23 protein-coding genes are annotated in these 20,365 nt (G+C 34.8%); 17 read left to right on the plus strand and 6 right to left on the minus strand.

Annotated elements, in window-relative coordinates; genetic code table 11:
* Positions 1-154 precede the first annotated feature (154 nt).
* Positions 155-397: a hypothetical protein gene (locus SCA31_RS11960; protein ID WP_410697224.1), complete on the minus strand. Its 243-nt coding sequence runs from the start codon at positions 395-397 to the stop codon at positions 155-157.
* Between the two features lie 291 nt (positions 398-688).
* On the opposite strand from SCA31_RS11960, the gene SCA31_RS11965 reads away from it, so the two are divergent.
* The 4 genes from SCA31_RS11965 to SCA31_RS11980 all read left to right on the plus strand — a co-directional run bounded on the left by SCA31_RS11965 (position 689) and on the right by SCA31_RS11980 (position 3,501).
* A complete protein-coding gene (locus tag SCA31_RS11965) occupies positions 689-1,711 on the plus strand; it encodes a serine hydrolase domain-containing protein (RefSeq protein WP_410697225.1) in 1,023 nt (340 codons plus the stop codon).
* Positions 1,712-1,881: 170 nt separating this feature from the next.
* Positions 1,882-2,379 (plus strand): GNAT family N-acetyltransferase, encoded by a 498-nt coding sequence (locus tag SCA31_RS11970; protein ID WP_410697226.1) that lies wholly within the window; start codon positions 1,882-1,884, stop codon positions 2,377-2,379.
* A 91-nt stretch (positions 2,380-2,470) separates the two neighbouring features.
* Positions 2,471-3,052, plus strand: coding sequence for a hypothetical protein (locus tag SCA31_RS11975; RefSeq protein WP_410697227.1), 582 nt, complete (start codon positions 2,471-2,473; stop codon positions 3,050-3,052).
* A 128-nt stretch (positions 3,053-3,180) separates the two neighbouring features.
* Entirely contained in the window at positions 3,181-3,501 is a 321-nt protein-coding gene (locus tag SCA31_RS11980; protein ID WP_410697228.1) for a hypothetical protein, read from the plus strand.
* Between the two features lie 49 nt (positions 3,502-3,550).
* Here SCA31_RS11980 and SCA31_RS11985 read toward each other — a convergent pair whose 3' ends face one another.
* A complete protein-coding gene (locus tag SCA31_RS11985) occupies positions 3,551-4,498 on the minus strand; it encodes a beta-1,6-N-acetylglucosaminyltransferase (protein ID WP_410697229.1) in 948 nt (315 codons plus the stop codon).
* A 446-nt stretch (positions 4,499-4,944) separates the two neighbouring features.
* Here SCA31_RS11985 and SCA31_RS11990 point away from each other — a divergent pair, with 446 nt between their 5' ends.
* The 6 genes from SCA31_RS11990 to SCA31_RS12015 all read left to right on the plus strand — a co-directional run bounded on the left by SCA31_RS11990 (position 4,945) and on the right by SCA31_RS12015 (position 10,122).
* Complete coding sequence (locus SCA31_RS11990; RefSeq protein ID WP_410697230.1) at positions 4,945-6,063, plus strand: DEAD/DEAH box helicase; 1,119 nt, start codon at positions 4,945-4,947, stop codon at positions 6,061-6,063.
* Between the two features lie 52 nt (positions 6,064-6,115).
* Positions 6,116-6,310 carry a cold-shock protein gene (locus SCA31_RS11995; RefSeq protein WP_109619497.1) on the plus strand — a complete coding sequence of 65 codons (195 nt, stop codon included), beginning with the start codon at positions 6,116-6,118 and terminating at the stop codon, positions 6,308-6,310.
* 329 nt (positions 6,311-6,639) lie between these two features.
* On the plus strand, positions 6,640-7,794 hold the full coding sequence (locus SCA31_RS12000; protein WP_410697231.1) for a serine hydrolase domain-containing protein: 1,155 nt from the start codon (positions 6,640-6,642) through the stop codon (positions 7,792-7,794).
* Positions 7,795-7,962: 168 nt separating this feature from the next.
* Complete coding sequence (locus SCA31_RS12005) at positions 7,963-8,214, plus strand: hypothetical protein (RefSeq protein WP_410697232.1); 252 nt, start codon at positions 7,963-7,965, stop codon at positions 8,212-8,214.
* A gap of 178 nt (positions 8,215-8,392) precedes the next feature.
* Positions 8,393-9,043: an SMI1/KNR4 family protein gene (locus SCA31_RS12010; protein ID WP_410697233.1), complete on the plus strand. Its 651-nt coding sequence runs from the start codon at positions 8,393-8,395 to the stop codon at positions 9,041-9,043.
* 53 nt (positions 9,044-9,096) lie between these two features.
* Positions 9,097-10,122 (plus strand): hypothetical protein, encoded by a 1,026-nt coding sequence (locus SCA31_RS12015; protein ID WP_410697234.1) that lies wholly within the window; start codon positions 9,097-9,099, stop codon positions 10,120-10,122.
* Between the two features lie 96 nt (positions 10,123-10,218).
* Here SCA31_RS12015 and SCA31_RS12020 read toward each other — a convergent pair whose 3' ends face one another.
* Positions 10,219-11,415 (minus strand): winged helix-turn-helix domain-containing protein, encoded by a 1,197-nt coding sequence (locus SCA31_RS12020; protein WP_410697235.1) that lies wholly within the window; start codon positions 11,413-11,415, stop codon positions 10,219-10,221.
* Between the two features lie 538 nt (positions 11,416-11,953).
* On the opposite strand from SCA31_RS12020, the gene SCA31_RS12025 reads away from it, so the two are divergent.
* The 7 genes from SCA31_RS12025 to SCA31_RS12055 all read left to right on the plus strand — a co-directional run bounded on the left by SCA31_RS12025 (position 11,954) and on the right by SCA31_RS12055 (position 18,433).
* A complete protein-coding gene (locus SCA31_RS12025; protein WP_410697237.1) occupies positions 11,954-14,083 on the plus strand; it encodes a type VI secretion system Vgr family protein in 2,130 nt (709 codons plus the stop codon).
* Positions 14,084-14,094: 11 nt separating this feature from the next.
* Positions 14,095-14,427, plus strand: coding sequence for a DUF4280 domain-containing protein (locus SCA31_RS12030; protein ID WP_106916016.1), 333 nt, complete (start codon positions 14,095-14,097; stop codon positions 14,425-14,427).
* A 6-nt stretch (positions 14,428-14,433) separates the two neighbouring features.
* Positions 14,434-15,072, plus strand: a complete 639-nt coding sequence (locus SCA31_RS12035) for a hypothetical protein (RefSeq protein ID WP_410697238.1) — start codon at positions 14,434-14,436, stop codon at positions 15,070-15,072.
* A gap of 24 nt (positions 15,073-15,096) precedes the next feature.
* Positions 15,097-15,885, plus strand: a complete 789-nt coding sequence (locus SCA31_RS12040) for a tetratricopeptide repeat protein (RefSeq protein ID WP_410697239.1) — start codon at positions 15,097-15,099, stop codon at positions 15,883-15,885.
* Between the two features lie 57 nt (positions 15,886-15,942).
* On the plus strand, positions 15,943-16,632 hold the full coding sequence (locus tag SCA31_RS12045) for a tetratricopeptide repeat protein (RefSeq protein ID WP_410697240.1): 690 nt from the start codon (positions 15,943-15,945) through the stop codon (positions 16,630-16,632).
* 3 nt (positions 16,633-16,635) lie between these two features.
* Positions 16,636-17,409: a hypothetical protein gene (locus tag SCA31_RS12050; protein WP_410697241.1), complete on the plus strand. Its 774-nt coding sequence runs from the start codon at positions 16,636-16,638 to the stop codon at positions 17,407-17,409.
* 496 nt (positions 17,410-17,905) lie between these two features.
* Positions 17,906-18,433 carry a DUF1062 domain-containing protein gene (locus SCA31_RS12055; protein WP_410697418.1) on the plus strand — a complete coding sequence of 176 codons (528 nt, stop codon included), beginning with the start codon at positions 17,906-17,908 and terminating at the stop codon, positions 18,431-18,433.
* Positions 18,434-18,517: 84 nt separating this feature from the next.
* Here the strand turns inward: SCA31_RS12055 and SCA31_RS12060 are convergent, their stop codons facing one another.
* The 3 genes from SCA31_RS12060 to SCA31_RS12070 all read right to left on the minus strand — a co-directional run bounded on the left by SCA31_RS12060 (position 18,518) and on the right by SCA31_RS12070 (position 20,217).
* Positions 18,518-18,919 carry a DoxX family protein gene (locus SCA31_RS12060; RefSeq protein WP_410697242.1) on the minus strand — a complete coding sequence of 134 codons (402 nt, stop codon included), beginning with the start codon at positions 18,917-18,919 and terminating at the stop codon, positions 18,518-18,520.
* A 13-nt stretch (positions 18,920-18,932) separates the two neighbouring features.
* Positions 18,933-19,553: a hypothetical protein gene (locus tag SCA31_RS12065; protein ID WP_410697244.1), complete on the minus strand. Its 621-nt coding sequence runs from the start codon at positions 19,551-19,553 to the stop codon at positions 18,933-18,935.
* A 64-nt stretch (positions 19,554-19,617) separates the two neighbouring features.
* The gene (locus SCA31_RS12070; protein WP_410697245.1) at positions 19,618-20,217 is read right to left on the minus strand and encodes a Crp/Fnr family transcriptional regulator; all 600 of its coding nucleotides are present in this window, start codon (positions 20,215-20,217) and stop codon (positions 19,618-19,620) included.
* Positions 20,218-20,365 lie beyond the last annotated feature (148 nt).

Consider the following 20,365-nt stretch of genomic DNA (forward strand, 5'->3'; position numbering starts at 1 on the left):
AATAAAAATTATTGGTAATCATAAATAAGATCAAATAGGCATTGAATATGCCTCATTAATAAAAAGATATGGGTGAGTGGATGAAAACACGAGTATCCACAGAGTATACATACAGACTCAAGAATCTGCATATGTAAAATGAAGGCAGCGTAACTTAGGCTACCACGGAAGAAATAGATGGGGGAGCTCTCGAACTAAAAAAGTCGAGTAGACAACGGTAAGAAATGGCTTTGGGTTGAGGCATTTCGCTGTCATTAGAAGCATTGATTGCAAAATCCATTTGCAAAGGTTCAGGGAGAAGAATATTATTCATATGCATATGAAGTGCACACTGGCATTCATCATCCTGAGAAAAAGTAGGAATTTTCTCTTCTTTGGATCCTTTTTTATAAATCACCTTCGTCTTTGTGTGTTGAGCATGATCAAGACATGTACTTATTCCGCTGACATTCGAAATAAATATCAGGAATAAACAGGAAACAAAAAAGACTCTGAGAAATTTTTGCATAATTAGAATAACAAAAGTACAATTTAATTTTAAAAATAGATGAAAGATGAATAGAAAGTAATCTGGAAACAACTGTTTTTTTGCTATTATGCTGTTTTTCTCTGCGAAAAATTAAATGCCTATTCCTATATATTTCATCCTAAGCTTTTTGTATTTTTGAACAAAATCCATAAAAATCTAATGAAATTAAATATTTTGGGAGTATCCTTATTCCTGCTAATTTCTTCATGTAAAACGAATAATACATACAAGAATCAATACTCCCCTTCATCATCAATAATTGATAGTATAGCGATAAATAACCATTTCAACGGGGTTATTTTAGTAGCAAAAGATTCAACTATCCAATACGAAAAAGCATTTGGATATTCTGATATTGATAGTAAAACAAAATTAAAAACAAAAGATCAGTTTTATATCGGATCTATCAGTAAACAAATTACTGCAGTTTTAATTCTTAGAGAATATGAAAAAGGAAATTTACAGTTAACCGATAAACTGGATAAATATTTTCCTGAAATTAAGCAACCCTGGTCCAATCAGGTCACCATTCATCATTTGCTTACCCATACCCATGGAATTTTAGAAATCGACCAGCCCCTAGAATTTGAAGTGGGAACCCAATTTCATTATTCTCAAATAGGATTTGGGCTACTAGCTCAAATACTTGAAAAAATAAACCATAAGTCTTTTGAAAAAATAGCAACAGAATTATTTACCCAATATGCACTGAAGAATACTTTTCATCCCGATCATAAAAAATACAACCGTCTTGTAAAAGGATATGAAGAAGATGAAAATGGTAAACTTGTATATGCCACGGGCAATCCCGTCAAATATATAGCGGGAGGAGGCTTCATCTCCAATGCTGAAGATGTATTAAAATGGTATCGTCTCTTATACTCGGGGAGACTTGTAAAGAATACTACCCTGGATATGATGAAAACACGATATGCCACCAGAAATCACCCTGTTCTCGACAAAATAGAATACGGATATGGATTATTATTTCTAGATGGTGAACAGAATACGCAGATTGGGGCATTTGGATATGCTCCGGGTTTTCCTTCAGCGGCTTATTATTATCCTAAGACAGATATGAATTTAATCGTTTTAGAAAATATTGGATATAATTTGAATGATTTCAAGAAAACGTTTAAAACCCATACAGATTTAATGAAAATGATTAAAAACGAGAAATAAAAATCTATGTTTTGCAAGATTGGGTGCTCAACGCAGAAATAGTAATTAACCAAAGTAAATATATTAGTTCAATAAATTAACAGTATTTTTATAAAATCATATGATCAGATATCGTTTACTGAATAGATTATATGATGGTGTGAATTTTTTAAAGCTATAACTTTTCAACCATGAAACTTTTTCAACACAACAATTTCCCAAATGTAACAGGCAGCAGAGTATCATTAAGACAGATTCTTGATACCGATCTGGGTGACCTCATTGAAATTTCATTTTACGATGCTGTTCAGGCAAAAACCGTTCAGCAGGCTGCTGAAATGCAGACAAAAATCAATCAGGATTATAAGGATGGGAATTCCATTCACTGGGGAATTGTAGATAATACATCTGGTAAAATCGTTGGGACCTGTGGCTACTATCGTGGATTGGATAAAGGGGAGGGCGAATTAGGCTGTGTCTTATTATCAAAATATTATGGACAAGGATATATGACCGATGGAATGTTGTTGGCTATTGATTTTGGGCTTAATCATATGGGATTAAAACGAATTTGGGCGGCAACAAGTAAACAAAATGATCCGGCCATTAAGCTTTTGGAACGACTTAACTTTGTGAAAATTGCAGAGACAGATCACGATGAAATTGAATATGAGCTAAGAAACCTCTAGGAAAACTAATTTAAAGTATATTTTATCCTGAATGAAATACACATTGGTGTGTTTTTTGTAGAAAGTGATCCTGTTAAAACTATAATAAATTATGAAAATTACTTATCTAGGAACAGGATTTTTAGCAATGGCATTGGTACTTACGGTGGGATCTAATTCTGTTTTTGCCAAAAGACCAACTATTCAGATTGAGAAAGCATCTGGAAATTCTGATTCATTGAAAGTTGAGAATCTGGCTAAGGATTTAAAGAAAATAAAGCCTATTACTGTAGGTGAGTTCAAGGCTAAATTTAAGAAAGAGGTGGCTGGATTTAAGTTGACAGAAGTTGATGCTTTTGAGGATAAAGATACCGGTTCATTTGCAACTGCCAATTATAAGAAAGGGGATCAAAATATTTATCTGATGGTGGCCGATGGAGCAGGTCCGGGCGCAGATCAGGTGAAGTCTAGTTTGCTTAATTATTTAGAAATTAAAGCAATAGAAGAACCTGGTGATAAGCTTATCATTAAGAGTTACAAAGGGTGGCAGGCCTTATTTGATTCAAGTATGTATGAAAGTGATGGAATGGCAAACATTCAGTATCTGGAAGGAAACAGATATTCTATTGTAGCCTCTGGAAATAAAATTTCTTTAGAAGAAGTAAAGGCTCTTTTAGACAATATCAGCCTATAGAGAGTATTACTTAATAAGATATGGCTCCAGTTTTTTAAGCTGGGGCTTTTTTATTTAAAGATCCTCAGGCGCTGGATTAAGGTAAAATAAGCGCAATTTATATTGAAAACCCTGTAAAATAATACGTGATGACAGCAAAGGAATTTATAACGAAGGAGATAGGTAGATTAAGTAAGTTAATAAGCAAGAATATACATAAAGAATCTAATTTGCAACTGAAAAAAGAGCTGTCGGAAATCATTTACTTAGTAAGCCTTTTTGAGAAGCATCAAATTAATAAAAAAAACATTAAAGCCATTCTGGAATTACCTGATTCTGATACAGGCTATTCTGACTATAGAATAATAAACGATGGTGAATCGGATAATCCTGATCATTGGATTGAGGTAAGTATTCATAATGAGAAACTTACATTAGCAGAGGGAGATGTTATCATCAAAAAGAAATGACATGATGAGGCTGATGATATGCACTAAAGCAGGTTGTTACCTTGAAAAATTAATTGTTTTGACGATCTTCCCTTTTTAATTCTCTTTCAATTTCATTAATTTCTGGTAAAGGAAAGAGAAAACTGTCTTCAATATAACTCAAAATGTTTTCATCTGTTTTTTTATTTACTTTTCTAATAAAAAGCTGATTGCTGGATTTCAAAGATTCAATGTAGGTTAGTATATTCTGTTTATTTTGGAAAAATGACTTACCAAATATGGCTCTTTTATCATCATTAACGATAATATCATTGAATGATGTGTTCATAAGAACAGTCTGGAAAAACGATTCTGCAGGTAAAAAAGTATGAAGATAGTAATCCTCAAAATCCATTACCCTTTTATTGTTTGTTAAGAATTGGCAGGTCTCTTTTGTAAACATAAACCATTTCCCCCCGATGTAAGGGGTTACTCCTTTCATAAAATCTCTTTTATAAATGAATGAAGAAATCATATATGCCAATTCCGTAAAATGATTCTGTATTCTTTGCAGGGTATCTGGTCTGTAAAACTCCTGGTCGTAATAAAAAAGATAATTTCGGCCCTTATTAGCCGTCAGAAATTTACGGATGATACTTTGAGATCTGAGAGGATAGTCTTCACCGCTTAGATTAATAAAATAATCCCATCCCTGGTTTACATTCAGAAGGAATTCCATAGCATTAAGTTCTGCCTGAATCATACTAAAGCCACCTGATACAATGTTCAGACTCTCTAAAATATAAGCGTTAGGAAATTGAACAATATACAATTGGATCTCTTCCGTGAACTTCGGATTCGACTTTCTGTCAATATGAATAAGATAAAATTGATCCCTTGTATAGATTTTTTGAAACATGGCTTTAAATGCTTCAGGTTTATGATGTACCATGATAAAATAAGCAATTTTGATATGGGGTACAGCATGTGATTCTAAAGTACAGGGGGAAAGATCTGTTATAGGAAAGGATGTTTGCATACTTCGGAGCTTAAAATCATCCGCACCAGCAAATAATTAGGTTAACGTGCGAAAGCTACGAATATATTTTTGATAATCAACTAATTAAATATGGTTTTATTGTTTTTCTTTGTTGTAAGTTTGTAAAGCATTTATAAAATAGGTCACTGCCTTTGCTATTCTGTAAGAGTTTAAAATCACAATCTTTTCTTTCAGTTTTGCTTTTTCAGCTACCAATTTATAGTCTTTATTTCAAATGTGAAAGTAGTAGATTATAAAATCCTATTGTGAATAGGAGCGATATGTTATTGCAAGATAATCAATAATGTTTTAATATTATTGTTATGGCGAAAGCAAGCAAAATGATAAGCCGAAAGAGTATTCCTTAATTTGTTTTATCCTAATACACCAAATCAAATTCTGATAAACAGATTTGCTTACAAACTACCGGAAGACCGGAATTTATAATGAATTTTAAAAATTTAAATCTAATCAATCCAATTATCCGTGCTGTTACAGAAGCTGGCTATTCCAGACCTACTGAAATACAGGAAATTGCAATTCCGCATATTTTGGAGGGAAAAGATATAATTGGATGTGCTAAAACCGGTTCCGGAAAGACAGCTGCGTTTGCAATGCCAATTCTACAACTACTTAAAAGACACACTCCCGAACATAAAGAAATAAGAACATTAATACTTACCCCAACCCGGGAACTGGCTATGCAGATAGAAGAAGACTTGGGAATTTATAGTAAGTATTTGCCTCTCTCTCAACTTTCTATTTATGAAGGTATTTCAACGGGAAGTTTACTCGCGGCACTAAGAAAAAGAGTGGATATTCTTGTAGCAACTCCCGGAAAACTTTTGGAGTTGGATAATCAAAGACATATTGATCTTTCTAAAATTGAAATACTTGTTTTGGATGAAGCAGATAAGATGCTTGATCTTGGATTGCTAAATGATATAAAAAAGATTTTAAAACAGACTCCTCAGAAAAGACAAGCATTATTCTTTTCCGGGACAATGCCGATAAGCCTAAAGAAATTTGCTGAAACAACCCTGAATAATCCTATAAATATTACAATAAACCCAGGGTCTCCAACAGAACAGGCAGTTAAACAATCAGTGTATTTTGTACAGAAAGAAAACAAAGCTGACTTACTTATTGAGATACTGCGTAAAAAAGACAGCATAAAGTCGTTGGTTTTTACACGTACGAAGCAGGTTGCCAATAAACTTGTTCAGCAGCTGGAAAGTGTAGGGATTTTTGCAGCAGCTATTCATGGGAACAAATCTCAGGAGGCAAAACAGATCGCCCTTGATGATTTTAAAAACAGCAGAATTAACGTGTTGGTTGCTACTGACACTGCTGCAAAAGGAATGGATATAGAGGATTTTCCCTATGTCGTCAATTATGAACTTCCAAATGTTCCGGAAACCTATGTTTATCGAATTGGAAAAACAGGAAGATCCGGTACAGAAAGAACCGCTATTTCTTTTTGTGATACCGAGGAATGTCTGGATCTAAAAAATATTCAACAACTGATAGGGTTTACAATGCCTGTTAGTTTATTTCAGAAATAAAATCTGTAAAGTCTACAGATCATAATACATACAATTTTTAATAATAATTACAATGCAAGAAGGCACAGTAAAATTTTTCAACGAAGCAAAAGGCTTCGGATTTATTTCTCCATCAGACGGGAGTAAAGACATATTTGTACATTCTTCAGGATTAAACACAAGTTCAATCCGTGAAAATGATAAAGTAGTTTTTGATGTACAAAAAAGCGATAAAGGTTTAAATGCTGTTAACGTAAAGTTAGCATAATTAAATCTTGATTAGAAATACAAGGGTATTAAAAATAATATCCTTGTAATTTCAGTCTTATATTTTTTACAACGCAAAATCCATACACTTTTAGTATGTGGATATATTGTTTGAAAGAACATTAATGCAGGTTAATTTACTTTTTATTTTCATTATATGTTCATTTACCTCTTGCTTTCTGTAAGAGGTTTTAAGATTTTTCAGAAGATGAAAAATTAATTTGAGTAGCCAATTTTCATAATAATCAATTTGTTATGACATGATTTCTTTAGTTTATTCTTAAATTACAGCTTGCTGATAGGGTAAATATTACAAATAAATAAAAGAAAATGATCAACAAGGTAACTCGATACACAATTGTTTTTTTCTTGGCTGCCATCCTTTTTTCCTGTTCAACAACAAAAAAGGCTGTTGATATCGGATATTTAGACAAGAAGACAGATTCACTTTACACAGAAATTCAACGTATAGGCCTAGAAGCCACCAAAAAGAATAATGTTCCCGGTGTAGCCATTGCAGTGATCCAAAATGGAAAAATTGCATGGGTTCAATGCATTGGGTTTGCCAATATAGAAACCAAGAAACCAATAACTACGCATACAATCTTTAATGTTGGCTCTATTTCCAAAATGGTATCCGCATGGGGGTTGATGCAGCTGACAGAAAAAGGGCTTGTAACGTTGGATGAACCTGTGAATAAATCCTTAGTTCGTTGGAAGTTACCTGTATCCCAATATGATGTATCAAAGGTTACATTGCAACGTATTCTCAGTCACACGGCGGGGCTTTCGGTACACGGGTATGGAGGCTCAGAACAAGGAGTATCATTGCTAAGTTTAGAAGAGTCTCTTTCAGGAAAGACCAAAAGAAATGGAGAAAGTGTATATCTGATAAGTGAACCAGGAACAAAATGGGAGTATTCAGGTAGAGGTTATACCCTTGCCCAATTAATTCTTGAAGAAAAAACAAATGAGAAGTTTGCAGACTATATGAAAAAAAATGTTTTTAAACCTTTAGGATTCAATCGCACAAGTTATGAATGGACATCAGAGATGATGGCCAGTTCAGCAACAGCGTATGATGCCTCAGGAAATCCCATAAAAAATAGGATATTTACAGAACAGGCTGCAGCAGGATTACAAACAACAGTGTTAGATCTGGCTCACTTTGCAGAGTTGTCTATTACTCAAGATCCGGATAAATTGCATAACGTGTTGAGACCATCCACCATACAATTAATGGAGCGTCCTGTTTTACCATTTTCAGATCAGGGAAAAAGTGGTCTTGGTTATCGATTTATGAATTATGATGACCTTAAAACAATAGGACATACTGGAGAAAATGAAGGCTGGAGTGCTGCCACATTTATTCATTTACCAACAAAAAATGGTATTGTAATACTTTGCAATGGCTCCAATGGAGATAAAGTCTGGTTTCCTGTCTATCAGAGTTGGGCAAGAAGAATAAAAACAATGCAAAAATGATGAATAATATTCCTTATTTTGATTAATGTTATCTGTAAATTTACCTATGTAACATCTGGTGTTGCTGGTATTTGTATTACTTTTTAACCTGTTACTGAAAATATTAGTTTTTTTGTAAGTTAGCGAACGAAAACTAATCAAAAATAATAACCAAAAAACTTTAAGTGAATGAAGGAAAAAGAACTCAATGAGCTAACAGATCAAGAATTACTAGACAAGAAAAAAAAATCCAAGTCTGAAAATATAATCAATGGAGCTATTCTTGGCTTTCTGATTGGTATTGCCACATACAGTGGTGTGAGAAATGGGATCGGTTTTTTTACTTTTTTACCACTTATTTTTGCATTTTATGCAGCTAATCAATGGAAAAAGAATAAGCAGGCATTAGAAAAAGAACTGGAATCCAGAAATTTGAAATAAAATACAGCAAATTTTATTTGGCTGATGATAGCAAACAAGCGGCCCATTGCTTTTAGCAATGGGCCGCTTGTTTGTAAAAGGTGACTATGGAATAGATACGAGTGAATTTCCAAATTAAGCCGGAATGTTACGACTGATTATTTTGAAAAGTATTAATTTTCAGGAAAAATTACGGCTCATGAATATCATAAAAATCTATATAGATAAAGCGCTTGCACTGGTAGAAAGTAATAAAGAATATCTTATGTACGAAAAAGAAGTTCATCCTGAAATGAAAAGTGAAATGAACTGGCTTACTTTCAAACAAAAACCTGCAAAAGTGAATCTGGAGCAAAAAGGAGCAGCCACAGCATTGTTAAGTTTGATTTCTGAGGAGGATAAGATCTGGAAAGTAATAGATGCCACCATTGCTGATAACGACATCGAAAAACTAGAATTTGATCTGAAAATTACTTTCCCTGATTCTTACAAAGAATACTTAAGATATAAACATTTTTATACAATTTTTCTGGACAATGACATCAGGCTCTACCCAAAACCTATCGGGTTATGGAATCAAATCTTAAAAGAGAATAATGAAAATATGAAAGAGATTCTTTTAGACCGGGGGTATCTTGGGATTGGAAACTTTTCTGATTATGGAGAAGTATGCTTTGACTTTAATGAATCTACGGACAATCCGCCAATTGTAATGGTAGATTACGAAACAGGTGAAGCAGAAAGGCTAGCCAATAATTTTACAGCCTTACTGGAAAAAATTATGACAAAACCTGAACCCATGGTCACCGAATTGAAAGCTTGGGAAAAGAAAATGTATGGTGTATCATAGTTGTCTTTACATTCAAAAATCGATTGTAAAATACTAATGGAAACTTTATAAAAATGCTAAAAACAGAAAAAAAACTATTATCTCTATTGTTGATTCTTATATTCGGTTTCAGCAATACGGCTTTCTCTCAGGAGTTTTATCCTATGAATATAAGGCATATGTTTACAGACGAAAGCATTGAAATTGGAAACAATACAATTGTCATTCTGAATGAGGATTATCTTTCCAAAAAAAGATTTCAGAAAATCAGCGATTCGTTGTATGTACAGCCTGATTCAAAGGAAACCGTTTTTCTTTCTACCCTCAGGACCTCAAAAACAAATCAGTTAATTGTTAATTACCTTACCACCAGCAATCTGAATACTTTTAAAAAACGATTGCAGGATAAAGAGCTGAAGCTTGAAAAAGTTAATGATAATCTTTATCAGATGAAATTTAAGGATGTGAATAATCAGTTTCTAATAGACAAAGATTCATTGGTGGGAAATACTAAGTTTCACCATCTTAAATTTATTCTGACTTATGATAAGGAAACTCAATTTGGATCTTCCACAAACCAATACAATTTTCCAAAATCAAATATATATCCTTTTCAAAATACATCCTGGTATTTTACCGTAGACTATTCTAAATCTGTTTCTTATTCGGATGAAAATGAGCTGAAAATAAAGCTTACCAAGGAAAGCACACCTAATAGGATAGAATTTACAGATGATATTCACTATACCATTACCTATACGGACAAAAACAAGAAGCCTAAAATATTCAAAGGAACCTATGATAATGGAAGCAGTATAGGATTTGATTACGATTTTGAAGGGCATGAAAGAACAATTAAAAATAAAAACGGGACAAGCACCAAGATTTCAGAAATGCGCTCAATGCCTCCATCATATAATACACAGACTGAGCTAAGTCAAGCAAAAAATACGACCCCTTATTTTCAGTTTATATTTTCCAGATCATATGATATAATTTATAATTCAGAAAATGATATCCACTTAATGGGGATAATCCGCAGCGGATATCCCATAACCGAAGCCCCGCCATCACTTCCACCAGCGAAAGAAAAGAAATAAGATCAACAAAAGAAACTTATTGCATGTTCATTACTAAAGGCTTCCATTTGAAGAGTTTTTTATCAATAGATGAGCAAACTTAATCATGAATTAAGTTCACTTGTTTAGCATTTTTTTTATGGTTCCGGTCAGTTTTGTAGGACTTACTTTTGTTAACAGCAGAGTCGTGCAGCCATTAAATTTGGCAAACTGTTTTACTGATTCTATAAAAGGTTCCAGCCACAATTCGATACCTATATCTATATTTTCAATATGCAGATGAATGAGTTCAAACTGTTTGTTCTTTCGGTGTGCTTTACAATCAACTCTTCCGATAAATGTATTTCCAAATAGAATAGGCAGACAGAAATAACCATACTGTCTCTTTTCCTTGGGAACATAGCATTCAAGACGAAAATCAAAGTTGAAGATCTGCTGGATGCGGTCACGATGAATAATAGAATTGTCAAAAGGAGATAAAAGCTGAACACGTGGAGACCCATCAAATGCTTTTTCCATTATATTAATTTCTGTAAAAATAGGAGCCATCCCATCAATGTTAATCTGTTGTATGGCCTTTTCCTGAAGCATTGATTGTAAGACCTCATTGACATCTTTTTTCAAAATTCCTCCTGTTTTGAGGTGTGTTATTTGCTTCAAAGTTGTGAAACCATAGGCACGGAGGTAGGTTCTTACCAGATATTCAGCAAACTCAAATGGGGTAGGTTCTGTTAGATCAATATGGTCCGGGAGAACTCTTTCACGGAGGTCATACGTTTTTTCCATTCCCTTGCGTTTGGAAATCATTAAATCTCCTTGCATAAATAACCTTTCAAGAGCCAGTTTGGTAGGTTTCCAGCTCCACCAGCTTCCAGCCTTTTTACTATCATTCTCAAAGTCCCTTGCTTTTTTAGGACCCTCATTTCGAATGACATCAAGCACATGTTGCATTACTTTTGGATCTGCATTATAATAATGAGCCTGATTCTGTTGAACACCTCGCATTTGAGGTAAGACAAAACGGAAATCCCTCATGGGAAGATAGGACGCAGCATGAAACCAATATTCAAATATATTACGTTCTTCCACCAGCTCTTCTAAGTAGATTGGCTGATAGTCCGGAACTCTTGTCCAAAGGGTATGGTGATGGGCACGTTCAACAATTGATAAGGTATCAATTTGTATATAGCCAAGATGCTCTAAAGCTTTCAGTACAGCATTTTTTCCTGTTCCAAATGAAGAACTCTTTAGTAATCCCTGACTTTCTAGTGTAGCAAGCTGTAATTGTAATATTAGTCCCTTTTCTATATTCATATTATCACAAATTTATTGAATTAAATGAGGATAAACAATCAGAATTATTGGTCTTTTTATACTGTTTTATTCATAATGTTATTCGGGTTATTGAAAAATATAAATCTGCGTGAATTTGTTTTTTTTTAATGGAAAAAGCAATGTATCTTTAAGAAAATGAGCTTGATAGTCTTTCGCTAAAGGGATGGTGGGTAAGATGTTAAATAATCAACTGAATGTCAAGTCGTAGTTTTACTACAATTTTTCAAATAATCTCTAATTCATTTTGCTGTGATTTTTATAGGTGATATATTGGTACTACCAAATCACAGTAAAATTTTATGAAAATGAATTCACATTACGGTAAAAAAAGATTACCTAAAAGCGCATAAACACGAACTTTTTTAAGTTCATTCTCTATTCCGAACCAATCAAACCAGTCAAAAAGTAAACTTGCGAAAGGAGACCAAGGCAATTACTGACTGTGATTTGAGCAAACGGTCTCTTCTTTCTGAGGAAGAAATTCCAATCTACATTAGACAACAGAAAAAATTATGTCATGTTTCAAGAAGAAGAAAAAAATCTTTCCAAGAACGGGAAAGCATCAAACACAAAAAACAGTAACAAACCTAAGGACTTAGCCGAAACTTCTGATACATCCTCTTTAGAAAATAAGAGTGATAAGGGAACCTATTTTATGAATCAGCCATTGGTGCCCAATGATCCAACGATAAGTAATGATAAAGTATGGTCAAAACAACCCACTTCAAAGATCTTCAATGCTCAGGGAATTCCGGAAAATGCCATTGCAGGAATTAATAGGGTTGTACGGCTTGAGATTTTCGTAGAAGGAGATCCTGTCAGGTTTTTCAAACATTTTAAACTTACACAAAGCGCAGTCAGACATCATGAATTTGACCTCACTCTAGCTTATGATACTTTAGGACATGCAGAAAATCACAATCTGGAGCAAGCTCAAAAGTTTCTTGGCAAGCGTATTACCGTTGTTTTCAAATACAAGGATATTGAAGAAGGCCCTGAAAGAAATTTTGTAGGAGTGATTACCGAAGTAGGATTCAGTCAGGAGAAAGGGAGTCTTGGGAACCTTGTATTGACAGGATATAGTCCAACCATTTTACTAGATGCAGCTCCTCATATCCAAAGTTTTGGCGGAGCACAACCTATAAGTTTGAATAGTATTGCACAGGACGTCATAAAAGAGGGACTTGGACAAGGAAAATATGACGTAAGGGTAGATGCCCGTTACGGAAATGTATCCTATAGCTCGCAGTATGGAGAAACACACTACAATTTCCTTGCAAGGTTAGCAGAAGCCTATGGAGAACAATTCTTCTATGACGGAGAGGTGCTGCATTTCGGACAGCTGCCCCCACAGGAACAACCAGTAAAACTCACCTATGGAAGTAATCTGAGCGATGTTAAAATAAGAATGAAGGCGCAGCATGTGAATCCTACATTTTATGGCTATAACAGTAGCAAGAATGAAAAATTGAAAGGAGCCGGCTCAAAGATCAGTCACACCTCTGATATTGCCCGGCGTGCCTACGAAATATCAGAAAAAACTTTTTCTACCCCATCATTACGGGTAGCTCCTATAAAAGCATCTTCATTCATGGATATTGATGTCTCCCAAAAAGGTACAGCAGGAAGTAAGGCTTCAGAAGTATTCATCACATCCGGATGCACTACTGTTCCATTTCTTTATCCTGGCTGTATTGCAGACATTGAGATGCGAAAAACAGATACCAATGATACTTCCTACTTTACTAAACTGATGCTTACAGAAGTAACCCATGAGGTAGATGCAAGAGGATATTATATGGGAACTTTTGAGGCCATAGCTTCAGATACAGGCTTTATCCCAAGACCTGAATTTGCTGTTCCGATAGCAGAACCTCAGTTTGGGAAAGTGGTATCCAATACAGACCCGCTCAATCAGGGACGTGTTCAGGTTCAGTTTGACTGGCAAAGTGGACAAGATATAACAGAGTTCATCCGGGTAATGTCACCTGATGCAGGAAGCAGTGATAAAGTAGGTAAAAACAGAGGGTTCATGTCCGTTCCGGAGGTTGGAGATCAGGTTATTGTAAATTTTGTGCATCTTCATCCTGATCGTCCTTTCGTTATGGGGGGAATGTATCACGGCGGAATTGGTACAGGAGGTGGCTCAGGGAACAATGTGATGAGCTTCAGCGGCCGTAGCGGTGCCGAACTGAAATATGACAATGGTGCCGGATCCATGAACTTGAAAGATCAGGGAGGAGCCAACATGTTCTTTGATGGCAGCGGAAATGCAATCGTGAATGCCAATACAGACCACACCACAAATACAGGAAGCAATAATACAATTAATGCCGGAAGTACTACGGTTATTAATGTGGGAGGAGAAAAAGGAGCTCCACCGCAATCGATGTTGAAGATGGATTCGGCGGGTAATGTGGTTATTGATGCCAAATCTTCGATTACCCTAAAAGTAGGGGATAATCTATTGTCGATTGATAAACAGGGATTAATTAAACTGAATGGAAAGAACCTTGAGCAAAAAGCTGACAATAATTTTGACCTTAATGCAAAACGGGTCAGCCAAACCGCAAAAGGGTCTAATTTTAAAATCAATAGCGATCAAAACGTTATTGTGACCGGAGGAAATGAAGTTAAAATGAAATAAAGAATAAAGTCATGCAATATCTTAAAAACAATGCTATTTTAAAGTGTGACAAAGGCTTGATTCCGTCACTTTTAAATATTACAAGCAATAACAAAATAAAGAATAGAGAAGGTTTATTTGCCACAGATAAGGATAATATTGCAGGAGTAAATATTACCCATTTTACACTCTGTAGTGTTGCAGGAATCTGCAGATTAAACCTAAATCTGAGCGGTCAGAAGCTCAATTGGATTAACACGGTGCCTAAGGTGAAAATAAAAGATACAAAGGCTCTGTTTGAGGCATCTAAATGTATTTGTCCTCTGGGTGGAATTATTACTAGTATTAACTCTGGACAAATATAATCTATTATGCCCGCATTAGTAATAGGAGCAGGAATAGCAGCCTTGGCTGCAGCGATCATTGAGGCCCTGATTTTGGCAATTATTATTGTTGCTGTCATACTTATTGTTGCCTATATCATCTATAAAATTGTTGAATTTGTACAGGGACAGATCAATGAAACAGCAGATGATGTTTGGGATGATACCGCACCGCCTGTGGCGGAACCCATTCCGGTTCCGGAAACAGAACCCATAGAAATCCCTATACCTATACCCATTCCACTGAGTGTACCTATTGATACAGATGTTCCATCAGAAGCCGGACCATTTAATGTATATGACGTACATGTTAATCTTCCGGGTAATTATGGAGATTATCAAAGAGGAGTTACAGATCCGGATTCTGTATTTTTAAGTGCCGGTGAGATCTATAAATATGGGATTACCAAATATGGATCCGTACTTCGGAGATATGAGGCATTTTCATGGACAAGTCCTAAAGAATTAATGATTTTGCGAAATTTACAAAACGGCAGTTTTGGACCTTATGAATGGTATGCCTTTAGGAGAAGCTATGCATATGCAAGATTCATTGAGAATGGCCTTATAGCTGCATACTTTGCCATTCGAGGGAAATTACCTCCGGGAAATACCGGATTTTATTAATGTAAGAAAATAAAGATAAAAAAAATGAACGAAAAAGAAGTTAAGAAACATCTTTCAGACGCAAAAAAGTATAGAAATAATGGTGAATTTGCAGAATCTCTGGCGATCCTGCATCAAGTGAACAATGAGTTTCCCGATAATGTAACCTACCGATATTTATTGGCCTCTACCTATTATGAAAGCTTGAGTACAGATCCGGCTAAACGCTATGTAGAAGAAGCAATAGCCTTGGATGCTCATTTCAAGGAAAATTATGAATTGCTTGGAGATATTTATCAGAAAGAAGGAGATTTGGAGAATGCCCAAATCAATTATGAAAAGGCTTATGATCTGGATTCTCAATACTTAACAGTAGGTGAGAAATTGATCCAGTTATATCTTAAAATTAAAAACTATGAAGGAGTTGTCAAAGTTTGTGATAATATGATGAGCTACATCCCTGTAGATGCATCTACTGCAAAATCAAGGGCTTTGACATCTGTTCATTTAGCTTGTATTTTGTATAAGAGTTGGGCATTGGTTTATTTAAAGGACTATAGCAATGCCGCTAAAGAAATCGAAAATATAAAAGCAATGGATAAGCAAGTGGGGTTGCCAACATATCCAGATATGTATAGAAATGAAGATGAAGCCCTTTTCAAAATCTACTATAAACTTAAGAATAGTGAAAAAACAGAGGAATATAGGAACTTATTGACCGGAACATACAAATATGGTGAAGAAGCCATCCATAAACTGGAAGCAGAAGCAGATCAGGATATTATTTTATTCAGACAACGCCCTGAAGTAATGATGCACTTAGGGTTAAGCTAATAGGAGATGAACGTTCGTTGTAAGCAGTAAGAGATTTAGATTTATAAATGCAGCAATATGAAAAAAGACCTTAATGCAATCCATCGTATCGAGCGGCTTACCCAGCAATATTTTAATGAGGGAGAGATTCGTTCCGGGCTTAAAACATACCGTTCTTTACTGGAGGACTACCCTAAAGACCGGAACTATTATCTCAATTATATTAATTTTTTGCTGGACGAATCGGTAATAGCAGAGCTATTGTGGCCTGCTTATGATGAAGCTGTTGCCTGCTGTGATAGAGCTATTGCTCAACTTTCGGAGGAAGAGAAGTTGTTTTTCTATGTTAAAAAAGCAGAAGTATATGTTATTATGATGGATGGAGATCATCAATGGTATATGGATCATCAAACTGAGGCAAATCACTTTATCGAAACTGCGGTTGAAAGATATCCTACCAATGTTCCATTGCTGAAAAGTGCAATGGCTTTCTATCGAATGAATGGCAACCAGAATAAATTTGATGAAATTCTTGATAAAGTTTATCAAATTATTCCTCATGATTTTATGATTGTTTTAGAAAAAGTAACAAACCTGGAGCAGCGTGGAAATATTGAAGAAGGTATTGATATTCTGGAAAAATGGATCAATATTAATCCTGAATCATCTTATTTATCAACAAGTTACAATAAGATAATACTGATGTGTAAGAAAGTTGATAACCAGGATATGGCAGATGTATACCAAGATTTATTAGATAACCAATAGATGATGTTGATCAATATTAAACCAGACTCACAGGAGCTTTACAAGTCAGAGTATTCAAAAAATACCCTTTATAAAAATAATAAGCTTTCTGAACTAAAATCCCGTAATACTTTTTCACTTAATCTGAATCAAGGTGAAAATCTACAGATGATCTTCACAAATAAAGACCTTACAGATGATACATCTTGCAATCTGATCTTTTCTCCGGTACAATTTGATCTGAACGAAAAGAAAAACCTTTTTGAAATTACAAACAAGAAACTGCTAAAGGTACAATGGAATAAATTCAAGGAAAAAAACCGTAGTAGTAAGAATAATACCTTTCTGTTTCTCTATGAAAGGCTGTATTTCAAGATGCCGTTTGGGATGGAGTATGACTTGCTTTCCAATGGTTCCCATTTGCCTTTTTTTGTCAATATTTATAACAAAGAGCTTGAAGTAGGAACAGTGATTGATGGAATGTCCTGGGTACATGCCCCTCTTGGCTTGCCCCTAAAAATTGAATATGTAGTTGAACTTATAAACGACATAGATCTTACCTTAAGAGGTACGATCTCTCTGGATGAGGAAACTCTTACAAAATTAATAGCCGATAAACAATTCCAGCAGAAAGCAAAACCTTACCACTATACCAAGAACTTTACAATCATTTCAGATATTAAGTCCGTTTATGATGTAAGAACCGGATATTTGAAATATTCCACGCTTTCCCTAAAAATAGCCGGGGCTGAAGAGGAAGTCAACGAATCCCTAAACTCTTCTGTTTCATTTCTCTAGCCTTTTATATTATGAGTAATTTGTGTTCCCATCTAAAAAAGAGAAAAAATAATTTGCTTTTTGCACAGAATTACCTACTTTTATCATAACCAAGTAAATAACTCGTTTTGAGAACAACTCTTAAACTTATTATAGCTTAGTATTAGCCTTCACAACCACAGGCTAATCATTCTTTCGTTTGGGTAATTCTACCCGAACAGGTTTTCATTTAATCATATTATTTATCGCATTGTTGCAAAGGCAAAGGCTTATGCAATTCAGGATTTTGACAGTTTACTGATCAGAAATCTTGCTATTTGGAGATAACATCTTTTAACCTGTTTTTCTGCCTTGTAATGCGTGAATAATATGAAAAACTTAACAAAGAATATTAAGCACCATTATAATAATGAGTATAGAGTATATCTGGGAGGTAAAAGCCAAAAATACACCCCTTTTAAAAAAGAAATGCAGCCATTGTGATAGCGAAAGGTTTCATTGCAGTGATAAATTCAGATTGAATGCACAAAAAAAGAATATTGATATCTGGTTAATTTACAGATGTGTAAAGTGTAATAATCGATATAATATGACTCTTTTTTCAAGAATCAGAACGGAATCTATAAGTAAAGATTTATTCAATAAACTTTCAGAGAATAATACGGATTTAGCTTGGGAATATGCATTTTCCCACGAATTAAGAAGAAGAAATAATGCAGAAGCCGATATTGATAGTGTAGAATATGAAATTCAGTATACTGATATTTCGATAGAGGAATTAGCAAATTCGGACAATGAAATAATTACCTTTAAAATCAATTGTCCTTTTGATTTTAATCTCAGAATGTCAACAGTTATCAGAAGTTGTTTACAAATTTCATCCAGCAAATTGAACCAACTAATTGAGTCACAATCTATTCTTGTTCATGAAAGGCCTTTACAAAAGAAACATAAAATTAGAAACGGAGACCTTGTCCGGATAAGCAGAGAAAAATTGATTCATATAAAATTGGTGGAGAATGATATAAGCCATCTTGAGAAATAACTTCTATTCTATAACCTGAACAAGCAACCTCCAAATCAGCACATTGGAGGTTGTTGTTTTTGATTATTTATCTTATACTTAGACTTAATCCCATTTGTTATTGGTAGAAACTGCATATTGGCCGGCACCGCTAAAGAAGAAACTTAAACCAATGATCAGATAAATAAACAGGAGCTCCAGTGCCCAGCCTCCAAAATCATTAAGCTTAAATATATTGCTGGTTTGGGCAAGAATGTTAGCCGTAAAGCAATTGGCGGCAAAGATTAATCCTGCCAGACGTGCTCTGAATCCTATAATCAACATAATAGGCGCGATAATTTCACCTGCAAATACGCCATAAGCAAAGAATGATGGTAAGCCGTGCATGGTCATCATATCTTCAATAAATCCAACGCCGTGGATCAGTTTATTAATTCCATAAACTGACATTGGAAAACCAATAGCTATTCTGCTGATTAACATTCCTAAATTAATGTTCTTTTTCATTTCTTATATTTATTTAAAAGTTATATTTTACAAATGCTCCGATATTTTCAAGGGTCTTTTTTGCATTGTTGAATTGGTCAAAATTAGAGGCTACTCCATACATCATTTTATCCTGCTTTACGCCCAGCCGGATAAACTGTAATCCTCTAGGATACCCGCCATCATCCAGATTTCCGATAGCCAGCACACTGAAATACCCCTGTAGGTTTTCCTTGAGATAAGGGGTGTATTCAAAAGAAACAGATTGTTCCAGTGTAAATCCTTTCTGGTAGGTGGTCCCAATAGAATAAGAAAGAGAGTAGGTGGGTTTTGCCATTCGATACTGTACATAGGCACTGAAGAATGCTCCAGGATTCTTCATTCCAAATGCTGCATTTACACTGAATTTCTTATTAAGATGGTAGGCAAGGGTATTTCTTATGAAAAATATATTCTCATGATCCTTGGTATATTCAGTGTCAAATAAAGTAAGGTTGTTGAGCTTCAGTCGATCATTAAAATAATAATTGACATTGTGCATATAGGTATAGGAACGATGTCCTAAAACAAGATCCGGGGTATAGGTAAGTTTCTGTGCATTCAGATTCAGATAGGCTGATGCAAGAGCTGTTATGGCGATGATTTTGGCCTTCATATTTCACTCGTTAAATTCTGTGAGCAAAATTATTCAGGCCGGAACGGAATAAACTTAAGATATCTTAAGAAGCGCCTGACAGATGTTTTTTTCTCAAGTAACTAAGGTATTCTACTGTGATTCCAAGATAGGAAGCAATCATGTACTGAGGAAAACGCTGCTCGATATTACGATAGGCAGATACAAAATTTCTGTATTTTGTATAGGCATCTACTCTTGAGTGTTCAAACGTTCTTTCCTGTAAAGTAACATAGGCTGACTGCATCTTCAGGCGCCAGAATTCTGATATGGCAGGGACTTCTTTATACAATAATTCCAGATTAGTTTTACTGATCTGTATAATGATCGAATCTTCATTAGCCTGAATAAACATTCTTGACGGAAGTTCGCTCAGATAGCTGTATAAATCATTAACCCACCAGCTTTCAATGCCAAGCTGGGTGATGTTTTCCTTTCCTTTTTCATCTATATGATAGGCGTACAGACTTCCTTGAGCAATGAAGCGCATATGCCTAGATATTTGTCCCTCACGAAGCAGATAATCTTTTTTTTTAAGCTGAATAAACTCTAATTTTTGAATGACAAGATCAATCTCCGTATCCTTTAAAGGAACGATTTCTTGAAAATGCTCTGTCAGTTGTGAAATAATGATATCTGTATCCATGGGAATTACTTGAGTTTTTGTCCATAAAGGACCAGAAGACAAATGTAAGGAAATAATAAAAACAGCTTGTGGCAAAGTAATGAGGAAATGAAATGCAGCCACAAATATATCTTAGATTAGAAAACCTTCACCTGTTTATTGCTTTAGT

Source organism: Chryseobacterium sp. SIMBA_028 (assembly GCF_046535285.1).
Lineage (GTDB): Bacteria > Bacteroidota > Bacteroidia > Flavobacteriales > Weeksellaceae > Chryseobacterium.

Excerpts from the sequence above, each read along its gene's own strand:
- SCA31_RS11965 (WP_410697225.1), top strand. The coding sequence starts at position 689 with ATGAAATTAAATATTTTGGGAGTATCCTTATTCCTGCTAATTTCTTCA.
- SCA31_RS11970 (WP_410697226.1), top strand. The coding sequence starts at position 1,882 with ATGAAACTTTTTCAACACAACAATTTCCCAAATGTAACAGGCAGCAGA.
- SCA31_RS11975 (WP_410697227.1), top strand. The coding sequence starts at position 2,471 with ATGAAAATTACTTATCTAGGAACAGGATTTTTAGCAATGGCATTGGTA.
- SCA31_RS11980 (WP_410697228.1), top strand. The coding sequence starts at position 3,181 with ATGACAGCAAAGGAATTTATAACGAAGGAGATAGGTAGATTAAGTAAG.
- SCA31_RS11985 (WP_410697229.1), bottom strand. The coding sequence starts at position 4,498 with ATGCAAACATCCTTTCCTATAACAGATCTTTCCCCCTGTACTTTAGAA.
- SCA31_RS11990 (WP_410697230.1), top strand. The coding sequence starts at position 4,945 with ATGAATTTTAAAAATTTAAATCTAATCAATCCAATTATCCGTGCTGTT.
- SCA31_RS11995 (WP_109619497.1), top strand. The coding sequence starts at position 6,116 with ATGCAAGAAGGCACAGTAAAATTTTTCAACGAAGCAAAAGGCTTCGGA.
- SCA31_RS12000 (WP_410697231.1), top strand. The coding sequence starts at position 6,640 with ATGATCAACAAGGTAACTCGATACACAATTGTTTTTTTCTTGGCTGCC.
- SCA31_RS12005 (WP_410697232.1), top strand. The coding sequence starts at position 7,963 with ATGAAGGAAAAAGAACTCAATGAGCTAACAGATCAAGAATTACTAGAC.
- SCA31_RS12010 (WP_410697233.1), top strand. The coding sequence starts at position 8,393 with ATGAATATCATAAAAATCTATATAGATAAAGCGCTTGCACTGGTAGAA.
- SCA31_RS12015 (WP_410697234.1), top strand. The coding sequence starts at position 9,097 with ATGCTAAAAACAGAAAAAAAACTATTATCTCTATTGTTGATTCTTATA.
- SCA31_RS12020 (WP_410697235.1), bottom strand. The coding sequence starts at position 11,415 with ATGAATATAGAAAAGGGACTAATATTACAATTACAGCTTGCTACACTA.
- SCA31_RS12025 (WP_410697237.1), top strand. The coding sequence starts at position 11,954 with ATGTTTCAAGAAGAAGAAAAAAATCTTTCCAAGAACGGGAAAGCATCA.
- SCA31_RS12030 (WP_106916016.1), top strand. The coding sequence starts at position 14,095 with ATGCAATATCTTAAAAACAATGCTATTTTAAAGTGTGACAAAGGCTTG.
- SCA31_RS12035 (WP_410697238.1), top strand. The coding sequence starts at position 14,434 with ATGCCCGCATTAGTAATAGGAGCAGGAATAGCAGCCTTGGCTGCAGCG.
- SCA31_RS12040 (WP_410697239.1), top strand. The coding sequence starts at position 15,097 with ATGAACGAAAAAGAAGTTAAGAAACATCTTTCAGACGCAAAAAAGTAT.
- SCA31_RS12045 (WP_410697240.1), top strand. The coding sequence starts at position 15,943 with ATGAAAAAAGACCTTAATGCAATCCATCGTATCGAGCGGCTTACCCAG.
- SCA31_RS12050 (WP_410697241.1), top strand. The coding sequence starts at position 16,636 with ATGTTGATCAATATTAAACCAGACTCACAGGAGCTTTACAAGTCAGAG.
- SCA31_RS12060 (WP_410697242.1), bottom strand. The coding sequence starts at position 18,919 with ATGAAAAAGAACATTAATTTAGGAATGTTAATCAGCAGAATAGCTATT.
- SCA31_RS12065 (WP_410697244.1), bottom strand. The coding sequence starts at position 19,553 with ATGAAGGCCAAAATCATCGCCATAACAGCTCTTGCATCAGCCTATCTG.
- SCA31_RS12070 (WP_410697245.1), bottom strand. The coding sequence starts at position 20,217 with ATGGATACAGATATCATTATTTCACAACTGACAGAGCATTTTCAAGAA.